The sequence below is a fragment of the Mesorhizobium sp. M5C.F.Ca.ET.164.01.1.1 genome, from assembly GCF_004792125.1.
Classification (GTDB): domain Bacteria; phylum Pseudomonadota; class Alphaproteobacteria; order Rhizobiales; family Rhizobiaceae; genus Mesorhizobium; species Mesorhizobium wenxiniae.
In genome coordinates this window covers 256,943-274,676 of the sequence record NZ_SRTG01000006.1, presented here as the reverse complement: position 1 = coordinate 274,676, position 17,734 = coordinate 256,943, and the positions used below count along the sequence as shown (strand labels likewise).

Genomic DNA, 17,734 nt, shown 5'->3' with positions numbered 1-17,734 from the left:
TTCGGGAGGTAGCACTGTAGCCGCCCTCATGAACACAACAGTGCTGGGTGGTATAGGATTCCTGTTCAAGAAACTGGTCGAGGATACCTTCGTAAAACCTGAACTCCTTCCCATGGGCAGGTTGCACCGCCTTGCAACGGACAGAGCTTTGCGTCTTCGTCGATGCAAAAGAGCCACTGCTGTTCAGCTACTTCGACTCTAACCATGATACCGTGGCGCGTAGCATGTCTCTTCGGGAACAGAACCCAAAATTCTATCTCGAGAAGGGCTACGAGGTGACCAAGGTCTTGTCGAACCCCACCTCGCAGCCGCGCGTGATCGGCGATACCCACGACAGCAAGGCAAGCTACTCGTTCACGACGGACGAACAGCTCAAGCAGATCAGGTCGTCGGTACTTCTTAGTTTGGATTTGGGACGGCCGTTCGCGCTTGTTGTGTCCAGCAATGTAAAAGGCGCATTCAAGGAGAGCGACGCCAAACTAATGTCATTCGTCCGTTATGCCGGAGAACTCATACGTTCCGACCTGCTGGACGACGGGTTCGTTGACGAAATCCGCGCGATGAAGCCCGCATTGTTCCCGGCTAACGTGCCGATGATCGAGCATAACGCGGCTGCGCAGATCGGTGCGTGAAGGCTGATGTTTTCTAAGTCTCAGTTGGGTTAACCGGAGCCCCTCGCGACGCTAGCATTTCGCGAATCTCCCGCATCATTGCGGGGTTGCGCGCAGGCGCCTTCTCGGAAGAGTACATTCCGCATGCCACTAGATGGACAAAGGGTATTTCCCTGACCAACTGACCAGCAAGGGTAGCCTCAGCAATAAGGTATTCGACATCGCCGCGATGGATGAGCGTTTCGGGCTGAAAGTGAGCCTGATCGTCAATGTCGACATAAAAGCCGTATTGCTTGAAAGCGTCGTATGCGCCGAGTTTGGCGAGAAAGCTGCTTTCTCGATTTGGCTCTAGGACCTGGCTAAAAATGCGTTCCTCAACCTCCTTCCGCTCTAGCTTTTGGCCAAGAAGGGGGACGAATGATTTTGCCTCCTTGAGCCCGGCGAAAACCCGATGCTTAGCAGCGTGATTGGTAATGTCTTTTGAGATGTCGCGCTCGATGAGACCCTTATCCCTCCAAAGGATCAAACAAGCCTTTCCAGCTTCCTCGACAGAGACGCATGCCAATGCGCCCGCTGTAGCGTAGGAGCCGACGTCGAATAAGATCTTGGCATCCCTCAAAACTCTTTCGGCGTTCTGGAGAACAAGTGCCGACAATGGGCTAAGGTCGAAATCATCGTCAACATTCATGGCGTGCTACAGACAAAAACGGCGCCCGAAGGCGCCTTCATCAACCAATGGAGGAGTATGACACACCCCCCAAAGGTAGTCAGCACCCTGTCACCGGCGTTGCCTACAACGAGATGGAGTTTCGTTGTGAGTTTCCCAATCGCGCCCGCTACCGGCTGTTCGGCGCCGTTAATCCCGACGGCATGCGCGGACTCTATCTCGATCGCGCGACAAAAGACGAACCGGCCGACATCCGACAAGGATTCCACATGTGATACTCCTCTAGGTCGCTGAGGAAAATCCGCTCGACGAGAATTGGGTCGATTTTTCAGGGACCGGTCTGAGTGTGAAAGTCCCATTTCACACTCTCGGACAATTCGAAGGAATTCTCGTCTGCTTTTAGGAACCTGCATAACAATCCGCAATGACCGACATCGGGCGCAAAGCTGACAGGCCGTTTAGGGACCGGAACCGGAATGGCGGGCTTCTAAAGCCGATGGCAGAAGGCGGATACGCTGTGGCGGTATTTGAGGGCACGTTCCTGCTCTTGATTATTGCCAGTGAGCTGTGCGCGCAAATCGGGAAAATGGAAGGGCCGGAGGCAGGAGCACGGCCTCAGGCCGAGGCGCTAATCAAGCGGGTCGGCAATGATCGCGAAAAGCTCAATACGGCCTGCAGCGAAACTAAAGAAGTAGTCGCGCGTTGGACGCGGATCACGCTATCTCGTCTCTGGAGTATGGTTTAGGTCAGAGTGGTCAAGCCAACGTCACATAGGGCAATCAATGGGTCGAGCGCCAGTCAAGTGAAGTCGCCCGCTCGTGACGAGGTCACTTCAGCGCCGCCCGCTTTCCGGCCGGTCCAGCTCGCAACGCTCGTGGACACGGTCCCTGCCGGCGATCGTTGGATCCATGAGATGAAATACGACGGCTATCGTCTTCTCGTTGCCGTCGGCGGTGGCGAGGCGCGAGCCTACACACGATCTGGTCTGGACTGGTCTAGCCGTTTTCCCTCGATCCTCTCCGAGGCTCGCAAGCTCAAGGTGCGCTCCGCCCTGATTGACGGCGAGGCCGTGGTTGTCGATGCGGAAGGGAGATCTAACTTCCAGGCGCTTCAGAATGCTTTGAAGGGTGCCCCGGCGACTATCGACTTTTATGCGTTCGATCTGCTGCAGCTCGACGGCGAAGATCTGACAAGGCTTCCTCTTCTTGAGCGCAAGGCGAAGCTGGAGGCGATCTTGCCTGCGAAAAGTCCGGTCCTTCGTTACTCCGACCATATCCTCGGCCGCGGAGAAGAGCTGCTCGATCGCTTCTGCGCAGCCGGCCTTGAGGGCGTCATCTCAAAGCTCGCGGATTCGAGTTATGTGGCGGCCCGCGGCACAAGCTGGCTGAAGATCAAATGCATCAGGCGGCAGGAATTTGTGATTGTCGGCTGGACGCCGTCCGACAAGGTCCGCGCGTTTCGGTCCTTGATCCTTGGCGTTCATGACGGCGGCAGGCTGCGTTACGCCGGGAAAGTCGGCACCGGCTTCGATACCGCTGAACTTCTTCGTCTCTTGAAGATCATGGCGCCGCTTGAGCAGAAGGCCGCGACCGTCGACGCACCACGCGCCGAAGTGCGCGGCGCACACTGGCTCCGTCCGAAACTGGTCGCTGAGATTGCCTTCACCGAAATGACAAATGAAGGGACGTTACGACATCCGAGCTATCTTGGTCTCCGCGAAGACAAGAAGCCGGAGGCGGTCGTCCTCGAAACGGAACGTCATGCAGCCGATCTCGCCGCGTCTGCGACAACCGCCATCGCGATAAGTAACCGTGACCGCGTCATCTATCCGGAGTCCAACATCACCAAGGGACAGCTCGCCGACCATTACGAGGCTGGGCCCCTTTCGCGCGGCCGCTGGCTTTGCTGAAACCGGCGGCAAGCATCGTGACTAACCCGCTTCTCTCACCGCATACCGGGATTTAGCCCATTGTTGGCGCGCCCGGACGTCGGCTTCGCGTCCCGACTTCGAAGACGAGGGCAACCGGCGCTGCGGTGTGCGACGGTCTTTGGTTCTGCAATGTGTATCTCAAGGAGGATCAGTGGAAGCGCCAGAGACGATCCAAAACGGCTTGCCGTGACAACGGCGCATCCGAAACAAATCAGTCTAGCAGAAGCCATCAGCGTCCTTGTCGCCGGCCTTGTCGCCGGTCGGCGAGGCGGACGTCTTAAATGGCCCTTTGCGGACAAGTTGGAACACTGGACCCCCGGCCTGGCCTGAACGACCCGCGCGATTAAGTTTCCTCGTCTAAATTCGATCAGCGATTTCCACAAACCACCAAATCTTCAAAGATAGGACAGCCGTTCATACAAGAGCTTTGATGCCGGCAGCCGGAACAGCGGTCGGAGCGGAAATAATCTCTGAACGACTTCATGTTTGCCGAGTTTTTCCAAATATCCTCTAGAGAATTTCCGGACGTCAATTTATCACCTGCAACGAGTCCGCTCTGAAAAGAGCAGGGATGAACCTGCATGTCTTCGGACACATAAAGCGAAAATCTTCCCGCGTCGCACGCATCGACGACAGTGGAGCTTGTCGTTGTTCGTCCGAACACACCGCTCACGCAACAGGCGTCGAAGCCGATCTTTATTTTGCATTCCTTTGAGGTTGCCAGCTTGAAAACTTCATCGAGCCTGGCGCTGTGCCGGAGCAGCTTTGCCTCAAAGACCTTTCGGCCTGATGGCTTGTAATTTAGGAATACGAGAGCGTTGATGCCGTGCAGGAATTCTGGAGGATCAGTCATCCAATCAATGGCTGTCGTGACACTGTCGGCATCGAGAATAAAATGGATGTTTGTTCTGATCTGATGACCAGCCAAAAGCCGAATAGTCGCTGCCGTTTCCTCGTAAGGAGGATAGGCCGAGACCGCGACTGCGCCGCAGTATGCCTTGGTCGCTTCCAATATTCCGACGGTCAGGCCACGACCATTGGTCGTGTAATTGGGCACAATGTCATGTTCGTGAGTATACCTAAGGATTTCAATGAAATCCGGGTGCTGGTTTGGATTTCCGCCTCCCAGTGCAACCTGGAAGGTCCCCATTCGAGCCGCCGAATCAATAATACTCTTATAGTCGTCGAGCTTCATGTGGTGGCCAGATTTTGTCGAACTTTTATAACAAAACACGCATCCCTTGTCGCACCAATTGGTGATCGAGATGTCCATGAGTTCGGGGCCGTGTGGCGACCAAAAGGGCTCCGGCACACCTTTGTCTTCGACGCGAGCGAAGAACCCTGTCTTCGCGTTGAAGAACGTCGAATAACCCTCGTCCTTATAGCGGTTCATCTTGAGCATCTGATCACCAATAATTTGGGAAGGCGTTGATAAACATTTTGTCGGTCTCGATCTCGAAAATTTCCATGCAAAGTATTGATTCAGCCAACGCGCCGTCGCTACTCAGCACGCCTCTAACAACGCGCTTACCCTCCGTGAGAGCGACTGAAACCCGTTCAAAGACCTCCGGTGTTAGGTCGAAATCACGAGCAGAGGCCACTTGATCGATTCCCACAATCCTCTCGCCGTTCGCAATGGAGCTATTCAACTCCTCATACATGGAGACAAAAAGACTCCCCAATGGACCCTGGTCAGAAGCCCCAATCGCTTCGAAGAAGCTTTCCCTTGTAAATTGCATCTCCGAGATATAAATGAACGACGTCGACGAGCTGTTGGACACGAAATCCATTTTAATCTTCACGGTCCGACTTCCACTTCTTCAAAGTTTCCAATACTGACTCCAGATAGTTATCGCTGTACAACGGGTCCACTATTTGCGACAGATGTTTAATTCGGAATATGTGTTCCTGATTTAAGTCCGCCTCCTCAAGGTACTCACCGTGGCACATTACGATGTAGTCACCAAGGTTCGCGTATTCGACGCAATAATAGCGGCGATATTCCTCCTTGAGGTCGAGTGAACCAAGGAAAAAATCATAATAAACATGTTCCGTAACTTGAGCGGCCAAACCGTGGGGCTTGACGAACAACATCTCAAAAAATTCCGCAAGCGTGGGCGGCTTAGGAAAGGGCAGGATGAGCTTTGCGTCTTTCATCGCGAAGCTCCCACGAACGCGTCAATTGATCGCGCAAAGCCTGCAATCCTGGCTGAGCGTGCGTTCTCGACAAACGAAAAACACGCCGACTTTTTGCCGCGCCCCTTAATTTGAGCCAATGTGGATCGAAGTTCATACTGTTGGCCGGGGTTAGCCAGAAACGAAAGCTGGATGACGAACGTTAGAGAGTCGTCGTCAAAGTCTTCCCTTGTTGCCGCGGCGTCGGTCCATGCAGCCAGAAATTCCTTTATGGGGTCTGTTTCATAACTGGGAACGTGGGCTCTGGTACGGAAAAGGATGAAAAAGAGTTTCGATACATCCGGGTCGCCAAGGCAATTGATATGCTCAATTAGCAGCCGCCTGTTGAGCACCTGCTCATTGGTTGCTCTCTCGAAGAGAAAAACCCCGATCCGTCGCACTACCTCGCTCTTCCTCTCGATGTTGAGGTATTCTAACACGCGTTTGCGGTCTTCCTCATTTTGGTATTCATGAGGAAGTGTGGCGATCGCTATCGAATAGTGAACATCGAAATCTTCGGCGGCTTCGCAATTCTTGAGAATACTTGGATCGTTGGATTGACGCGCCAACAGGTAGACGTATTTGAACACGCCCTCATAAATCGGAAGGGTTCGAAGCCGCCCCAAAGTTTCAAGGAATTTTGAGAAGTCAGATTTCGCGAGGCGCTTCACGAGATAAAGGCCGATGACGAAATCTCGAAGTTCATCATAAGTGAACGAAATCGTCTCATCGAGCATCGTCTGAAGCATTTTCTCCGCAGGCTCGCGCCTTAGGATGATGTCTTCCGACACAAGACGATCAATGATTTGCTGTTGTTGATGCGAATAGCCGCCGACATTGATATTATGATATCGATCTTCAGAAAGCATATTCTCAACGATGTTGTAGAGGCAGGTCAGAAATTCCTGCTTCAATTCTTTCGGTAGGCTGTCAGCTTTGCGGTATAGATAACTTTCATAGAGCTTAACTTTGTAGATATCTGACAGAATGCCCTTATCTTGCCCCTCATTAAGGTCGCAAAAAATCCTCATCATCAGGAGATCGCTTTTGAGGAAGTCGGCTGCACGATCGGAAAGGCGCACCGTGATGTTGAAATGGGTCAGATAGGACGAAAGCATCCGTTCGAGGCTCTCGTCCGACATATCGGCTTTCAAGTCCTTGATCCGCAGAATTGCGTCGGCGAATGGTTCGTCGAGAAGCGAGGCGAATTTGCTATCGAAGAACTCGGTTCTGCATGTGATTATGACCTTGACGAACTCATACTGGTAGACCGTGTTAAGGAAATCAGAGAATTCCGACAAGAAGCTCTCTAAATCCTTCACTTCATTGATGCCATCAATAGCGATAACAAAGGGTTTCTGTATTCTTTTGGAAAGCTGATTGAACAGGTCGAGGACGGCATGGATATTGTCTCGCCTCGGTAGATACCGGTTCTGAGATATAAACGAGACGATTCGATTCGGATGAGAATACTTGTTCAACTCCCGCGCCGGAATGAATACGGAGGGAATTTCAAATTTTCCAAACTGGTTTTCAATCAGGTCGCAAATGAAATTTGTCTTCCCTTGGCCAGCTGAACTGGTGATTAGCAGAATCTTGGATTCTGCAGTATTTATGAGCCGGAGCGCTTCAGCATATAGGCCCTCGACACCGCTTGCTGCCCCCTCAATTGCCATCTTCAGCAGGGATCGTATGGCTTCCTTTTCCGGGGCAACCTCATATTCAGGGCAGAATGCCTTCGGTGAGAACCCGAGCGGATTAACCCGCTTCACCTCCTCTTGGATGAGCCTCCTCCTGTCGGCCAGGTGGCGGAATAACTCCTCCAGAGTACGTGGGAAATCGGTATCGCTCAGAGGCACAATACCAGACTGAAGTGGGCCAATGCCCACCTTTAGAAGGTACTGGTTTATGGATGAGTAATCGGCCTTCCGGAGTTTGTCCTCGATCTTCCGTGAAAAGAAGACCGGGTGACCAAAAAGCCGAGTGATCTCTTTAGCCTTTGTCGGTTCGACAAAAATAGATGGAATATACTTTTTGGTTCGTTTTTCAACCTCGATCTTGGAGTTACTGAAATCAAGAAATCCGTCGAGGTCTGATCGGAACTGACTGTAGTCCGTCCACCGGTCGAATTCGACGGCTAGGACTTCGCAAAGTTGCTTCAGTTTTGAGATTGGCGCGGTCGCCATCTTGGCCAAGAGATCGGTATAGTCGATGATGTGGACATCTGTGGCAAAGGTGATCGTCTGCCGGGCAATTTCTGCCTTGAGCGCTTCTGATGTATAGGATTTTTGCTTCTCGGTGATAATTAAAACGAACAGTGAGTTGTAGACGGCATTAAGCTTATGCTCTCGGAATTTCTCAAGCGTATAAATGACTTTCGAACTGCTTCCGTCCGAGGTTACCTGGAACGAAATTCCCGTGGTTTCGCATCCTAGATCGACGGAAGGAAAATTCGCCTTTATTGCGTTCTGGTTCTTTAGATCGGGGCAATCATACACGATCGAGAGGATCGGTATGAAAAAGTTCTCAGCAACTTTGTTGATGTCGAAATGGTCGCACGCGTTGTTGCATTTTATTTCGACGATCAGATGCGCAAAATAGCGTTTAATTTGGTTGATGTATTCCTGACTGTTCATCTGATGCAGCAACCATTTCGCGAATTTTTTCGATGAGCGCAATCTTAGTCGGAGTCGGTGCTGATAGAAACCTGCTGGAGTGAGAAATGCAGTTAAGAGATGAAGGTGCAATGACCGAAGCCGGCTCCTGATTGCAGGCCGTCCGGCCTCGACCCGGGGGTGGCCGTCCCTAAAAATATCGATTCGTAGATTTCACTATGACCGCTTCTGGCGCAAACATCTCATGCAGTCCGTTCGATCGGATGTCCCCTTTCCGAATACGGCTAAGGCCTGCTCGACGTCCGACATTGGGCGGATATTGTCAATTTAGTCGTTGCCGGGACGGCAGCATGGCTCTTGGTCGGATCAATCCGGCCAGATTTGCCGCAGTTTTCGGATCTCACTACCTGCAGTGTTTCGTTTGGCGGCGGCTGTCCCTCCTTTACGCCAAGGCAGCGATCATCGGCCCGGCCGGTGGTCGGAGCTTTGCCAATCTTCTGAGATTCTGGGCGGTAGCGGCGAGGAGGAACTCATCGCGCGCGCCTGAGGGACCGCGCAGTCGCAGACGCCCAAGCCGCAAAATGCGTTTGAGATGCGCGAACAGCATCTCGACCCTCTTCCGTCGATGACGGGACCGCTCATACTCCGGCGTCTCGGCAATTGCCCTGGCGACATCGCGGGCATCCTCGTTCAGATCTCGGGGGATCTTACGAGAGGGCATATTCGGACAGCACTGCGACTTCAACTCGCAGACTTTGCAGTCGTGCTGGCTGGCGCGGTAAAGCCGCGTGCCCGCACTGGTGATGCCTGTGCGCGGCGTCTTGTAGCTGCGCCGGAACTGCACCAGCCGTTTGCCACCCGGGCAGGTGTATTCGTTCGCGTCCGGATCGAACATGAAGTCGGCGCGCGAGAAAGTGCCATCCGTCCGGTTGGACCTATCGAACACCGGGATATGCGGCGCGATCTCCCGTTCCTTGACCAACCAGGCGAGGTTCGCTGCCGATCCGTAGGCGCTGTCGGCGGCCAGGTACTCTGGCTTCAGGGCGAAGCGGTCCTCGGTCCTGTCAGACTCCCGCGAGGTATGGCCTCCGACAGCAATTGATCGCGGTTTCCGCCTGCCCAGACGTGGAAATTGGCAGTGGAGGCGACCGCCAGACCGACAACTGAAAGCAAGACGTTTCTCACACCACCCCCTAACTGCACCCCAAAAAGTAGCAAATGATGGAGCCGATCAGGGGTATCCCGGCTATCACGCCAGCAACGTGCTCGTACTTCTCACGAGGCAGATTTCCGTCACTCGCCTGGTCATAATCCGAAACCATGCAGTCGGGATATTTGGTACCGGTTGAAACCCTGAGGAACTCGCGTCCTGGGTCGATGTCACCTGTTTTCCATTCGACCACAAGGTTGGCGTTCTGACACGACACGTGGAACAAGTAGTCACTCGGGCTTCGCTCGCCAGGAAAGACGGCACCAGCACCGCGATACACCACAGTTTGCGCACTTTCATGGTTGCCCCGCGAACCTGGTCATTCAGCAATGTCGTCGGGGATTTTTGGCGTCACCAACAAGTGGCCCGCTGAGACCTTCGCGTTGAACAGTTTGTCCGAACGATCACCGTCCACAGTAAGATCCCTGTTGTCGAACGTTTTGACGAACATCGTCATCCTGACGGTGTTGTCGGGGCGGTCGAGCGGCAGGTCACTGTGCCAGACGATATCACCCTTTTTAGCAGGCCCGGGATTTTCGGTAGGGACCATTTTGTAGATGGTCCCACTGAGAGAGCACGAGACATAGCCATCTTTCTTGACGAGTCCAAAAAAGTTCTTACTCTCCCTGATCTCATCCAGTCGGGCGAAGACGGATATTCCACTTTCGCTGGACTTGTTAATGTCTGTACCTTCGCATCGCCCGGCCTCGCCGTGCCCCTGCAACACTTTCAGGGGCTTCTCGAGATCCCATTTCCAACCTTCTTTGGGCTTGGCCACCTTGTAGACCCGGTCGTTGCGCGCTTTGAACTGGCCGAGTGCTGCGGTATAAGGTTCGTCGACCCTGACGTCGTTCCTGACGACGGTCGAATAGTCATACGTTGCCAAAACCTTGGGGAACACGATCAACGCCAGATCCCGGTCAACGACTTCCTTGGCCCCGAACAGGTAGCGGATGACATTCGAGGACTTGACCTTGTAACTGAATTTGAGCGCCTGCCGGCTGATTGTCCTCTCCTCGACCGGGATAGACAGATTTGACAAGGCGAACTGGGCTTCCTGCTGCGTGAGGGAAATCCTCGGCACCAAAGTCGTCCCGATCGTAAGCTGCGGATCAGCCTCGCCCAAACTGATCCCCTTGACCGTGAATATGGTCTCACCCGACCCTCCGACGACAATTCTTGGCCCATACCGGGTTATGTACGTCTTGCCGCCGATTATGGGGATGTCCGCAATGATCTGGTTTGCATTCTCGCCAATCTGCTGGATGGTCTCGAGCCTGTTGGCGGCATGGTCATTCGCCTGGGTCATCAAGGCGTCTGCCTTCGCAAAGATTTCCCTCTGTGTGGCGTTCAGCTCGTTGAAGGTCTTGTTGATTAGATCCGTGTTTGCAAGCCGCCAGGCCTCGATGGCGTCTTTTGCCTCCATTGAGGCGCGGGCAAGCAGATAGTCGCCCTCGGCCACGGCTTTGTTGATCGTACCGTTGAGCTGGCTGAAAATCTGGTCGACCACAATTCCCATCGTAAGGGTGCCGACTATCTCCGCCTTGGCTAGGGACGGAGTGCCGACCATCATAAGCGCCATGACCGCTGCGGCCGAAGTGAATTTGGTAATGCTCGGCATGCCTGTATTCCCCCGTCTATGGCGCGTTGATCCCCGTTAATCGAACTCGATGATGACCGTTCCGCCATACGACGTGTCGGAGGTGCTGCCGCTATTCGTTCCCTGAACCGGGCCGTCTCCCCCTATGCCGGGCTGGTTGAGGATCGTTGAGCTCCCCAGCCCGACGGACACTCCGTCACCGATAGGTGTGGTCGCATATGTCGAATCCACAGTGGTCGACCCGGCATCGTAGGTTGAGGATGAGGTCGGAATCTCCATCGAACCGCTAGCCGCCTCTTGGGCGATTAACGAAATGGGAAACAAGGTAAGAACAGCTGATGCCATTAGAACTTGAATATTCATGCCACCCTCCATTGAAGGTCCGCGAAAGATTGGCCCTTTATAAAGGACCCAAGCCATCTCGCGCTTCACCCTCGAGGGTGAAGCGCGAGATCAGGACACGATAAGCGGGATCGGCCTCGCTCGCATGACCCAATTGGGTGAAGCTGCTAATGCGCCCCCACCTGAAGCCTCGAGAGCAGGGCCATCAGATCAGACTGGCGATGGGTCTCGGTCTTCGCGAAGACCGACTTCAGCTGGTTCCTGGCGGTTTCATAAGTGATGCAGAGGTGCTCAGCTACGGCGAGCAGGCAATCTCCCCCGGCCAGCATCCCAGCCAGCTTGGCTTCGGCCCGGGTCAGCCCGAAACAGGACATCAAAACCGTCTCCGTCGGCCTCGCCCGAATGTCGGGGTCGATGAAGACCGCGGCGGCCTGGCAGGGAGAAAGGGAATTGTGGGTAACCTTCGGCAGCCGCAGTAGGTAAGCCAGCAGCGGACGCCCTCCGGAATGCGGTCTCGGCAGTTGGACAGGCGGCATCATTGCGGCCAAGCCCCAGGTCCGCAGCAACTCGTTCAGGCTCCTGTCAAAGGCATCGGTTGCATTCCTGCTCCCGGAAACAAGCCGCCCGGATACAATCCTGAGATCCTGGTCCAGCAGGGCCTCGGCCGGTCCGTTGATCCCGACAACGGCACCATCGCGCCCCAACATCACAGCAGGCGTCCCAGTCGCGGTGAATGCGTCGCATGCTGCCTCCAACCGGCCGTAGCCGATAGCACTGGCAAAGGCGGCCGCGGTTCCCAGCCGCTTCGACAACTCCGCCAGTTCAATAAGTTCCCGGCGATTGAACGGACCCTGCTTGATCGTTCTCTGGATCGAGAGGCACCAGAGGTCATCTCCTGCAGCCACCTTCACCCCAGCAAACCAACGCAACCCGAAGGGGGCAAGGAATTCCTGATAATATGGATGGCGTGCCATTTCGGCTTCCGAGACGATGTCGAGATCGACACCGGCACCTCGTTGGTGAAGGACGGGAGCTATTCGGTAGCGGATGTCCCTGTTGATCCAACCGCCTCTCACGTACTCATCAAACGAGGGTTCTAACGTGCGGCCGCGCGGGATGCCGGGCAAATGATTGTTCGCGTCAAAAAGGATCGCGCCGTAGCTCCGAGTAGCCTCCGAGACGGCCTCCATTGCCGATCCCCAGAGTCCCGGGTCAAGTGCAGCCTTGGCAAACGCCGAACTGATCGAGTCCAAATCGAACGCAGCGCCCATGTCCCCACCCTTCCCAGACTCGGACAACGGATCGATGCATCAGAACACAACTCAGCGCAGATTTCGACTCATGCAATAGGAGGGGCCGGGGCCTACAATCACCAAGAGAATGAACTTTACCTGGTCTCGAAAGCGATTGTCGTGTGTAGAAACGATGGTGACCGACAGCCATTGCCGTCGCCGCCATGGTCTTGCGTTACATAGGTTTGGTCGTCCTCCCTGCCGACTGCAACGCCGAAAGCGCAGGCGGAACGGTGTCCATTACGGCCGCTACTGGTCGATGTCGCGGAATGTTTCCGAGAACTGGTTTCCGGGCTGTACCTACGACGGCGATTATTCGTCACCTTCGGAAGACGGCGTCAGGGTCCTTCCGAAGGCACGGTCCGTCTTGAAGACATCGACATTATTGAGGCGGTAGCATGTCGGCTCGGCTCAGTCGGAGAAGATCAGGATTCTCGACGGCCGCTGGACATCCTGGAAGCAGCCGTCCTCGAGGCTCCGTCAATGGGCTTGCAAAGGCCTCCTGAACTCAAATTAACCTGATTGTGTGTGCGGTTTCCGGGCTGCTTTCTACCTTTTGAGCAGCATGCAAATGGCGAATGCCCTGACTTGCATGTAGTCGCTCGTATAAGACGCTCACCGGATTCGTGTTGTGGGACCCGGTTCGGCCGACTGTGTGGGATCCAGAAAGACCGGGCCTACCGCCGCTTGTGAGTGCCCGTTGTATCCCAGGTGCCAAGCTCTTCGCACTCGGCATAGGCTTCATGACGGTTTTCCCCAAGGCTACTCGCCCTGAGCACGAATTCCATCGAATTTGCTAGGCTTTGCGGCATCTTTCCTATCCGTTCTTCTAGGCCCTCGATCCGCTTAACGAGATCCTTGTTTTCTTTCTTCAGGTCGTTCGCAAGTTTTACTATCTGCTGGGCGCTTTCCTTAGTTGTCATGCACTCCTTTTCCTGCCCCCAGACTGCAGGAAATACCGCCGGCTCTCCTTTCAGCTCACGTGGAGCGGTTCGCATCAAACGGACTGCAATCTCGGGTGGAGCACGTGGTGCAGCTACGCACCGCGTGCTAGCGACAGCCTTCCGCACTGTAGCTTTCCAAGCTGCCAGTCTGCTTGCGGCCTGAACCGGCCGGGCGGCTTTGCGCTCCAATGTCGGTCGTAGAACCGAGCTTTGTCATCTCCCGTAAGCAAACATTGCCCGCGACGAAGCCATCCAATCGAGTACATTAAAAAGGTTCGGCAGAACAACTAAGCTCGATCTTTACGTGTGCCGAAAAGATTCGCTGAACCTCGGAACTTGGCTGGAACGCGCAACTCAGATCGAGTGTGGTCGCCCGCAACGTCGAAGCGGATTGCTTGTCGGGAGCGATTGAACGCGTTCGGCGTTGCGATACCATGGCAGCCGCCCTGGACTGCCGAGGATAGGGCCTATTCGAACCTGATCGATCCCGCCGGACCCAACGATCCGTCGGAACCTTTTTGACCGGGGTCCCCCGGCCTTCCCGGCGCTCCCGGATCCGAGCCGCCACCGCAATGACCGCCCTTCCCGGGGTCTCCTCCGGCCTTGCCGTCGCCGGGTGTCCCCGGTTCCCCTCCGATACCGAACAGTCCACCGGGCGCGGCAACCATCAGGCGCACGGAAGCCAGCTTCTCCGCCTCGGCAGCTTCCATCGAACTGAGCCATCCAAGATCGATCGTGTCATACGTCCGGGTCGCTTCCTGCAGCGCAGACGACAGGACAATCTCAGCGCCGGCACCTCCGATGCCTCCGGTTCCTCCTATGCCTCCGGGTCCGCCGCGTCCCCCAGCCCCGCCATTCAGTGGAGTCTGAGAGCCGTTGCAAAATACGTCGCCACCGCGGTTCGTGCCATTGGCACCTCTACCGCCGTCGCCACCTTTTCCGCCTTGTTGCCCCTTTCCGCCTGACTGGCCGTTCCCGATGACTACAAGTTTGCCGTCTCCTTCAATAGCGGCTGCAGTAATCACGATCTTTCCGGAGGGGGCACCTTGGCGTCCGCCTTCACCAGTGTTGCCAGTCTGCCCAATTTGGCCGTCTCTTGAGCAAACGGTGATTGTGCCGAACAAACCACCTATTTTGAGGGTCGTACATCCCCAACTTCCGCCATTGGCCCCGGCCTGGCCCTGGGCGGCTTCGCCTTCCACGGTAGGCGGCCGGACTTCCGGGTCGAAGGACCTCACCACGGTTATGTCGATCGCCTTCAGCCTGGGAGCGTTGATCAGCAGGTTCTTTCCGCCAAGGTCGACATTTCCCCCGTCGAACACCAGCACATCGTCCGCATCGACCTCAATCACGATAGTGTTGTCGGCGATGTTCTGCACCACGTCAGAAAACTTGATCTCCGCTGCCAGCGCCTTGCCGGCGGCAAAGGCCAGAACCGAAGCCAAACCCGCATTCAGCAAATACCTCCCTGCCGCCATCTTTCCGTTCCTTAATTTGGCTTCGCCACAATGAACTGGACTTCGATCGCCTCGATCCTTGGGGGTGTCGACCATTCATCCGGCTCCGGGACTTCGACTGTCATCCGGTAGCCGGTGAAGAAGGGGAACATCGCATCCTGAATCCGGGCCAGCTGGTTTGCGAACACTATCGTGTCCTGCCAGTCGGGGTTCACTCCCGAAGGAACGGTTGTCGGCCATGATACCGATCCAAGTTCACTGCCTTCAGGTCCCGAATTCACCAGGTCGCCGACGATCACGCAGCCGTTGGGCCGTCTCATTGCGCCGAACCGCGGATGGTCGACCTTCAGCACCAGATTGGCTTCGGGTTCGGCCGCGAATGTCACCTTGGCGATGTTGATGCCCAGGAGCACGGAGCCTTCGGTCGTGCCGATCAGGTCGGGTTCGAATGGAATCCTGATCGAGGTCCGGCTGTCGACGTCGGCAATGGCACCTTCGATTTCAGTGTTCAGGTCATCGAGGAATTTCTTCCGGCGCGCGAGCAGGCCGGAATCGCCCGCGGTGGCCTTGTAGTCCGCCGTGAACACGATCGGGGTCGGCACGTTCCAGCGGTTCTGGTCCTTCAGGTCATTGTATGCGGTTTGAGCCTGTGAAAGCAGGAGGCCATACATCGCCGCCCTCTTCTTGCGGGCATCGGCAAGCGCCGATTCGAGCTGGGCCGGTTCAGCCGGGGTGCCGTAGCTCTCGACCAGGTCCCCTTCCGCAAATAGCAGTGCGTCGAGTGGCAGCTCGACCTGGTTGCCTGTGGCATAAGCCAAGGACCGCCTCAGGAGGGAGGCTTCCCTCGCGAGATCGCGGATGAGGGTCCTCCTCGCCCAGTCCGACAGCTGCCTGTACCTGAGCCTTGCTTCGTCGTTCGCAAGCTGCAGGGTGAGCAGCTCGGCGATCACTGCCTCGCCTTCAAGGATTTCGGTCGCCCTGAAATCGAAATCTTTCCTCAACGCGATCAGTTCATTCTGCAGTGACTGCTGGACCTTGACCGCGTCGTTCCTCTGCCCGAGCAGCTTGACCATCTCGGCGTCCTTTGCCGCATCCTCCCGGTCGAACTGCAGTTTCTCACCGGATGCAGGACGCTCAAGGGACTTGTAGAGCTTCTCGGAATTGGAGCGGACGGATTCGACGGCCTTCCTCCAGCCTTCGAACTTCTTCCTGTCCTCGCCAGCAATATTCCCGCGTTTCCGGACATAGTCGACCGCCTGACCGAAATCCCCCCTGACCGTCGTCCAGTCTTTCCTGATCTTCGAAGACAGGTCGACGATGGCCGCATGCCTTTCGGCAATGCCCTGGACCGTTGCGATCATGGTCGGCATATCGTCCGTATCGCCGATCTCGACGCTTGCAGCATAAAGCCCCGACGCCCCGGCGAGGACAGGCGCTGCGGCCGGAAACATCACGCTGCCGACGGCCGCGGCCGTCTGCACCGCCTTGAGCTGTTCCCCTTTGGCCCGGCGGTCTTCCTGTTCCGCCTCAAATATCTGCCTGAGGTGGGTCTCGCGGTTCTGCATCTGGGCATCCAAGCCCGAGATTTGTGCCTCCACGTTGGCCAAGGCATTTTCCCTCTGCTCCATGGTAGCTGCGAGCACGGCGTATTCGTCCGTTTTCCGTTTAATGTCCTTCTGGATGTCCTTGACGCGCTCCGCGTCCACTGATGCGGCGACGCCAGCCATGGCAGCCTGCTCGTCCCACAGTTTCATGAGACCGGAGTCTCCGTCGCCATCGGTGCCGTAGAGAGTTGCCAGCATGGCTTTGAAACGGTCGAGTCGGCCGGCCACGCTGGTCATCGGCACGGACGTCGATGCCAGCCCGAACAGGTCGGTCTCGGTCATATTGGCTCGCTCCAGCCTCAGCAGGCCCGCTTCCGCCATTTTCGACGCCCTGATTGCGAACACCTCCCTGAAGTTCGTCACCGCTCTCGCAGTGAAGTCACGGGTCGCGGTGCCGTAGGGGTCGAGCGAGAATATCCGCTGAAGCTTCATCGCCGTGGCATCGGGCCATTCAAGCTTCGTGCGCAACGCTTGTGCATACGCCTGGTCCGCAACCGATCCCGCGCTCACCGTGTAGGCGTTCGACCAGTCGCCGTCGGGCTTCGAAGCATCCAGCGTGAGGTTCACGATGAAGGTCTTGGCGGCCTCTGGCGCTACAGCCGTGACAGCATCCATCCTGGGGAAAATCTTTCCCGCCGCTATCTCGACGCTCCGGCTGGTCTTGCCGGGTGCGTTCCACCGCGGCCCTTCGGCGGGTGGTGTCCAGTCGGTCGAGGCAAACAGCAGCGGTTTAGACCTCGCTGAGCTCAGGTCCAGTATGCCGGTCAGGATCTTCAGTGACTGGTTGGCGGTGGCCGGGGGCCTGACAAAGGAAACCAGCCCGTCGAATTTGAAGGTGACGCGATCCGCGGTCATGCTGACCGCGCCGGACGTCAGCCGTATGGGCATGCCAACGATGATTTCGCGGGCCTCGACCGTGATCTCTGCGACATCTTCAAGGTACTGGCCGTCCTGCCGGTAGAGGGACGGGAAGAGCTCCGGGGAGAGTTCCACTATGTCGCCGACGATCTTGAAGCGTCGCCCGTCCGCCCGGACTGTCTCGGATACGAACACCCTCCTATCTACGTTCCAGGCAGCTTCGGGATCCGACTGGTTCGCTTCGGAGCGCAAAGGAGGTGAGCAGTTGCCATAGTCGAAGCTGTCGGCTGTTGCGTCCGAAATTCCGGAGTGAAGGCCGATCGCCAGAGCCGACGCCGCAGAAAGCAGTCCTTTGAAGCTCAAAGACACATGAGTCCCCTCCCGAGGAGCCTTCAGGCGCTTGGCGTCGGACACGTCCATGCCGCCTTA

Annotated in this window: 15 protein-coding genes and 1 pseudogene; 4 read left to right on the top strand and 12 right to left on the bottom strand. The window is 56.0% G+C overall.

Features of this window, described 5'->3' with window-relative positions:
• Positions 1-131: 131 nt before the first annotated feature.
• Positions 132-632, top strand: coding sequence for a hypothetical protein (locus tag EN807_RS26950; protein WP_135937373.1), 501 nt, complete (start codon positions 132-134; stop codon positions 630-632).
• Positions 633-645: 13 nt separating this feature from the next.
• On the opposite strand, the gene EN807_RS26945 is transcribed toward EN807_RS26950, so the two are convergent.
• Positions 646-1,299 carry an AbiV family abortive infection protein gene (locus tag EN807_RS26945; RefSeq protein WP_135937372.1) on the bottom strand — a complete coding sequence of 218 codons (654 nt, stop codon included), beginning with the start codon at positions 1,297-1,299 and terminating at the stop codon, positions 646-648.
• 47 nt (positions 1,300-1,346) lie between these two features.
• Here EN807_RS26945 and EN807_RS26940 point away from each other — a divergent pair, with 47 nt between their 5' ends.
• The 3 genes from EN807_RS26940 to ligD all read left to right on the top strand — a co-directional run bounded on the left by EN807_RS26940 (position 1,347) and on the right by ligD (position 3,187).
• The gene (locus tag EN807_RS26940) at positions 1,347-1,553 is read left to right on the top strand and encodes a hypothetical protein (RefSeq protein ID WP_135937371.1); all 207 of its coding nucleotides are present in this window, start codon (positions 1,347-1,349) and stop codon (positions 1,551-1,553) included.
• A gap of 149 nt (positions 1,554-1,702) precedes the next feature.
• A complete protein-coding gene (locus EN807_RS26935) occupies positions 1,703-2,023 on the top strand; it encodes a hypothetical protein (RefSeq protein ID WP_135937370.1) in 321 nt (106 codons plus the stop codon).
• 6 nt (positions 2,024-2,029) lie between these two features.
• Positions 2,030-3,187, top strand: a complete 1,158-nt coding sequence (gene ligD / locus EN807_RS26930; RefSeq protein ID WP_348640266.1) for a non-homologous end-joining DNA ligase — start codon at positions 2,030-2,032, stop codon at positions 3,185-3,187.
• A 388-nt stretch (positions 3,188-3,575) separates the two neighbouring features.
• On the opposite strand, the gene EN807_RS26925 is transcribed toward ligD, so the two are convergent.
• From EN807_RS26925 to EN807_RS26875, 11 genes and pseudogenes are all read right to left on the bottom strand, one after another.
• The gene (locus EN807_RS26925) at positions 3,576-4,610 is read right to left on the bottom strand and encodes a radical SAM protein (RefSeq protein ID WP_135937369.1); all 1,035 of its coding nucleotides are present in this window, start codon (positions 4,608-4,610) and stop codon (positions 3,576-3,578) included.
• Positions 4,611-4,614: 4 nt separating this feature from the next.
• Positions 4,615-5,010: a hypothetical protein gene (locus EN807_RS26920; RefSeq protein ID WP_135937368.1), complete on the bottom strand. Its 396-nt coding sequence runs from the start codon at positions 5,008-5,010 to the stop codon at positions 4,615-4,617.
• Positions 5,000-5,365, bottom strand: coding sequence for a hypothetical protein (locus EN807_RS26915; protein WP_135937367.1), 366 nt, complete (start codon positions 5,363-5,365; stop codon positions 5,000-5,002). Before EN807_RS26915 ends, EN807_RS26920 begins: the two co-directional genes overlap by 11 nt.
• Entirely contained in the window at positions 5,362-8,019 is a 2,658-nt protein-coding gene (locus tag EN807_RS26910; protein ID WP_145972454.1) for an SMEK domain-containing protein, read from the bottom strand. Before EN807_RS26910 ends, EN807_RS26915 begins: the two co-directional genes overlap by 4 nt.
• Before the next feature lie 421 nt (positions 8,020-8,440).
• Positions 8,441-9,067: pseudogene (locus EN807_RS26905) on the bottom strand (transposase); the annotation flags it as partial.
• Between the two features lie 460 nt (positions 9,068-9,527).
• On the bottom strand, positions 9,528-10,829 hold the full coding sequence (locus EN807_RS26900) for a hypothetical protein (protein ID WP_135937365.1): 1,302 nt from the start codon (positions 10,827-10,829) through the stop codon (positions 9,528-9,530).
• Positions 10,830-10,865: 36 nt separating this feature from the next.
• On the bottom strand, positions 10,866-11,171 hold the full coding sequence (locus EN807_RS26895; protein ID WP_135937364.1) for a hypothetical protein: 306 nt from the start codon (positions 11,169-11,171) through the stop codon (positions 10,866-10,868).
• Positions 11,172-11,317: 146 nt separating this feature from the next.
• Entirely contained in the window at positions 11,318-12,421 is a 1,104-nt protein-coding gene (locus EN807_RS26890) for a helix-turn-helix transcriptional regulator (RefSeq protein ID WP_135937363.1), read from the bottom strand.
• A gap of 698 nt (positions 12,422-13,119) precedes the next feature.
• A complete protein-coding gene (locus tag EN807_RS26885; protein ID WP_135937362.1) occupies positions 13,120-13,365 on the bottom strand; it encodes a hypothetical protein in 246 nt (81 codons plus the stop codon).
• A 488-nt stretch (positions 13,366-13,853) separates the two neighbouring features.
• Positions 13,854-14,864, bottom strand: coding sequence for a hypothetical protein (locus EN807_RS37490; protein ID WP_135937361.1), 1,011 nt, complete (start codon positions 14,862-14,864; stop codon positions 13,854-13,856).
• An 11-nt stretch (positions 14,865-14,875) separates the two neighbouring features.
• Complete coding sequence (locus tag EN807_RS26875; protein WP_135937360.1) at positions 14,876-17,674, bottom strand: hypothetical protein; 2,799 nt, start codon at positions 17,672-17,674, stop codon at positions 14,876-14,878.
• Between the last annotated feature and the right edge of the window lie 60 nt (positions 17,675-17,734).

Coding starts and splice junctions, on each gene's coding strand:
- EN807_RS26910 (WP_145972454.1), bottom strand. CDS start 8,019: ATGAACAGTCAGGAATACATCAACCAAATTAAACGCTATTTTGCGCAT.
- EN807_RS26895 (WP_135937364.1), bottom strand. CDS start 11,171: ATGAATATTCAAGTTCTAATGGCATCAGCTGTTCTTACCTTGTTTCCC.
- EN807_RS26900 (WP_135937365.1), bottom strand. CDS start 10,829: ATGCCGAGCATTACCAAATTCACTTCGGCCGCAGCGGTCATGGCGCTT.
- EN807_RS37490 (WP_135937361.1), bottom strand. CDS start 14,864: ATGGCGGCAGGGAGGTATTTGCTGAATGCGGGTTTGGCTTCGGTTCTG.
- EN807_RS26915 (WP_135937367.1), bottom strand. CDS start 5,365: ATGAAAGACGCAAAGCTCATCCTGCCCTTTCCTAAGCCGCCCACGCTT.
- EN807_RS26940 (WP_135937371.1), top strand. CDS start 1,347: ATGGAGGAGTATGACACACCCCCCAAAGGTAGTCAGCACCCTGTCACC.
- EN807_RS26935 (WP_135937370.1), top strand. CDS start 1,703: ATGACCGACATCGGGCGCAAAGCTGACAGGCCGTTTAGGGACCGGAAC.
- EN807_RS26925 (WP_135937369.1), bottom strand. CDS start 4,610: ATGCTCAAGATGAACCGCTATAAGGACGAGGGTTATTCGACGTTCTTC.
- EN807_RS26890 (WP_135937363.1), bottom strand. CDS start 12,421: ATGGGCGCTGCGTTCGATTTGGACTCGATCAGTTCGGCGTTTGCCAAG.
- EN807_RS26945 (WP_135937372.1), bottom strand. CDS start 1,299: ATGAATGTTGACGATGATTTCGACCTTAGCCCATTGTCGGCACTTGTT.
- EN807_RS26885 (WP_135937362.1), bottom strand. CDS start 13,365: ATGACAACTAAGGAAAGCGCCCAGCAGATAGTAAAACTTGCGAACGAC.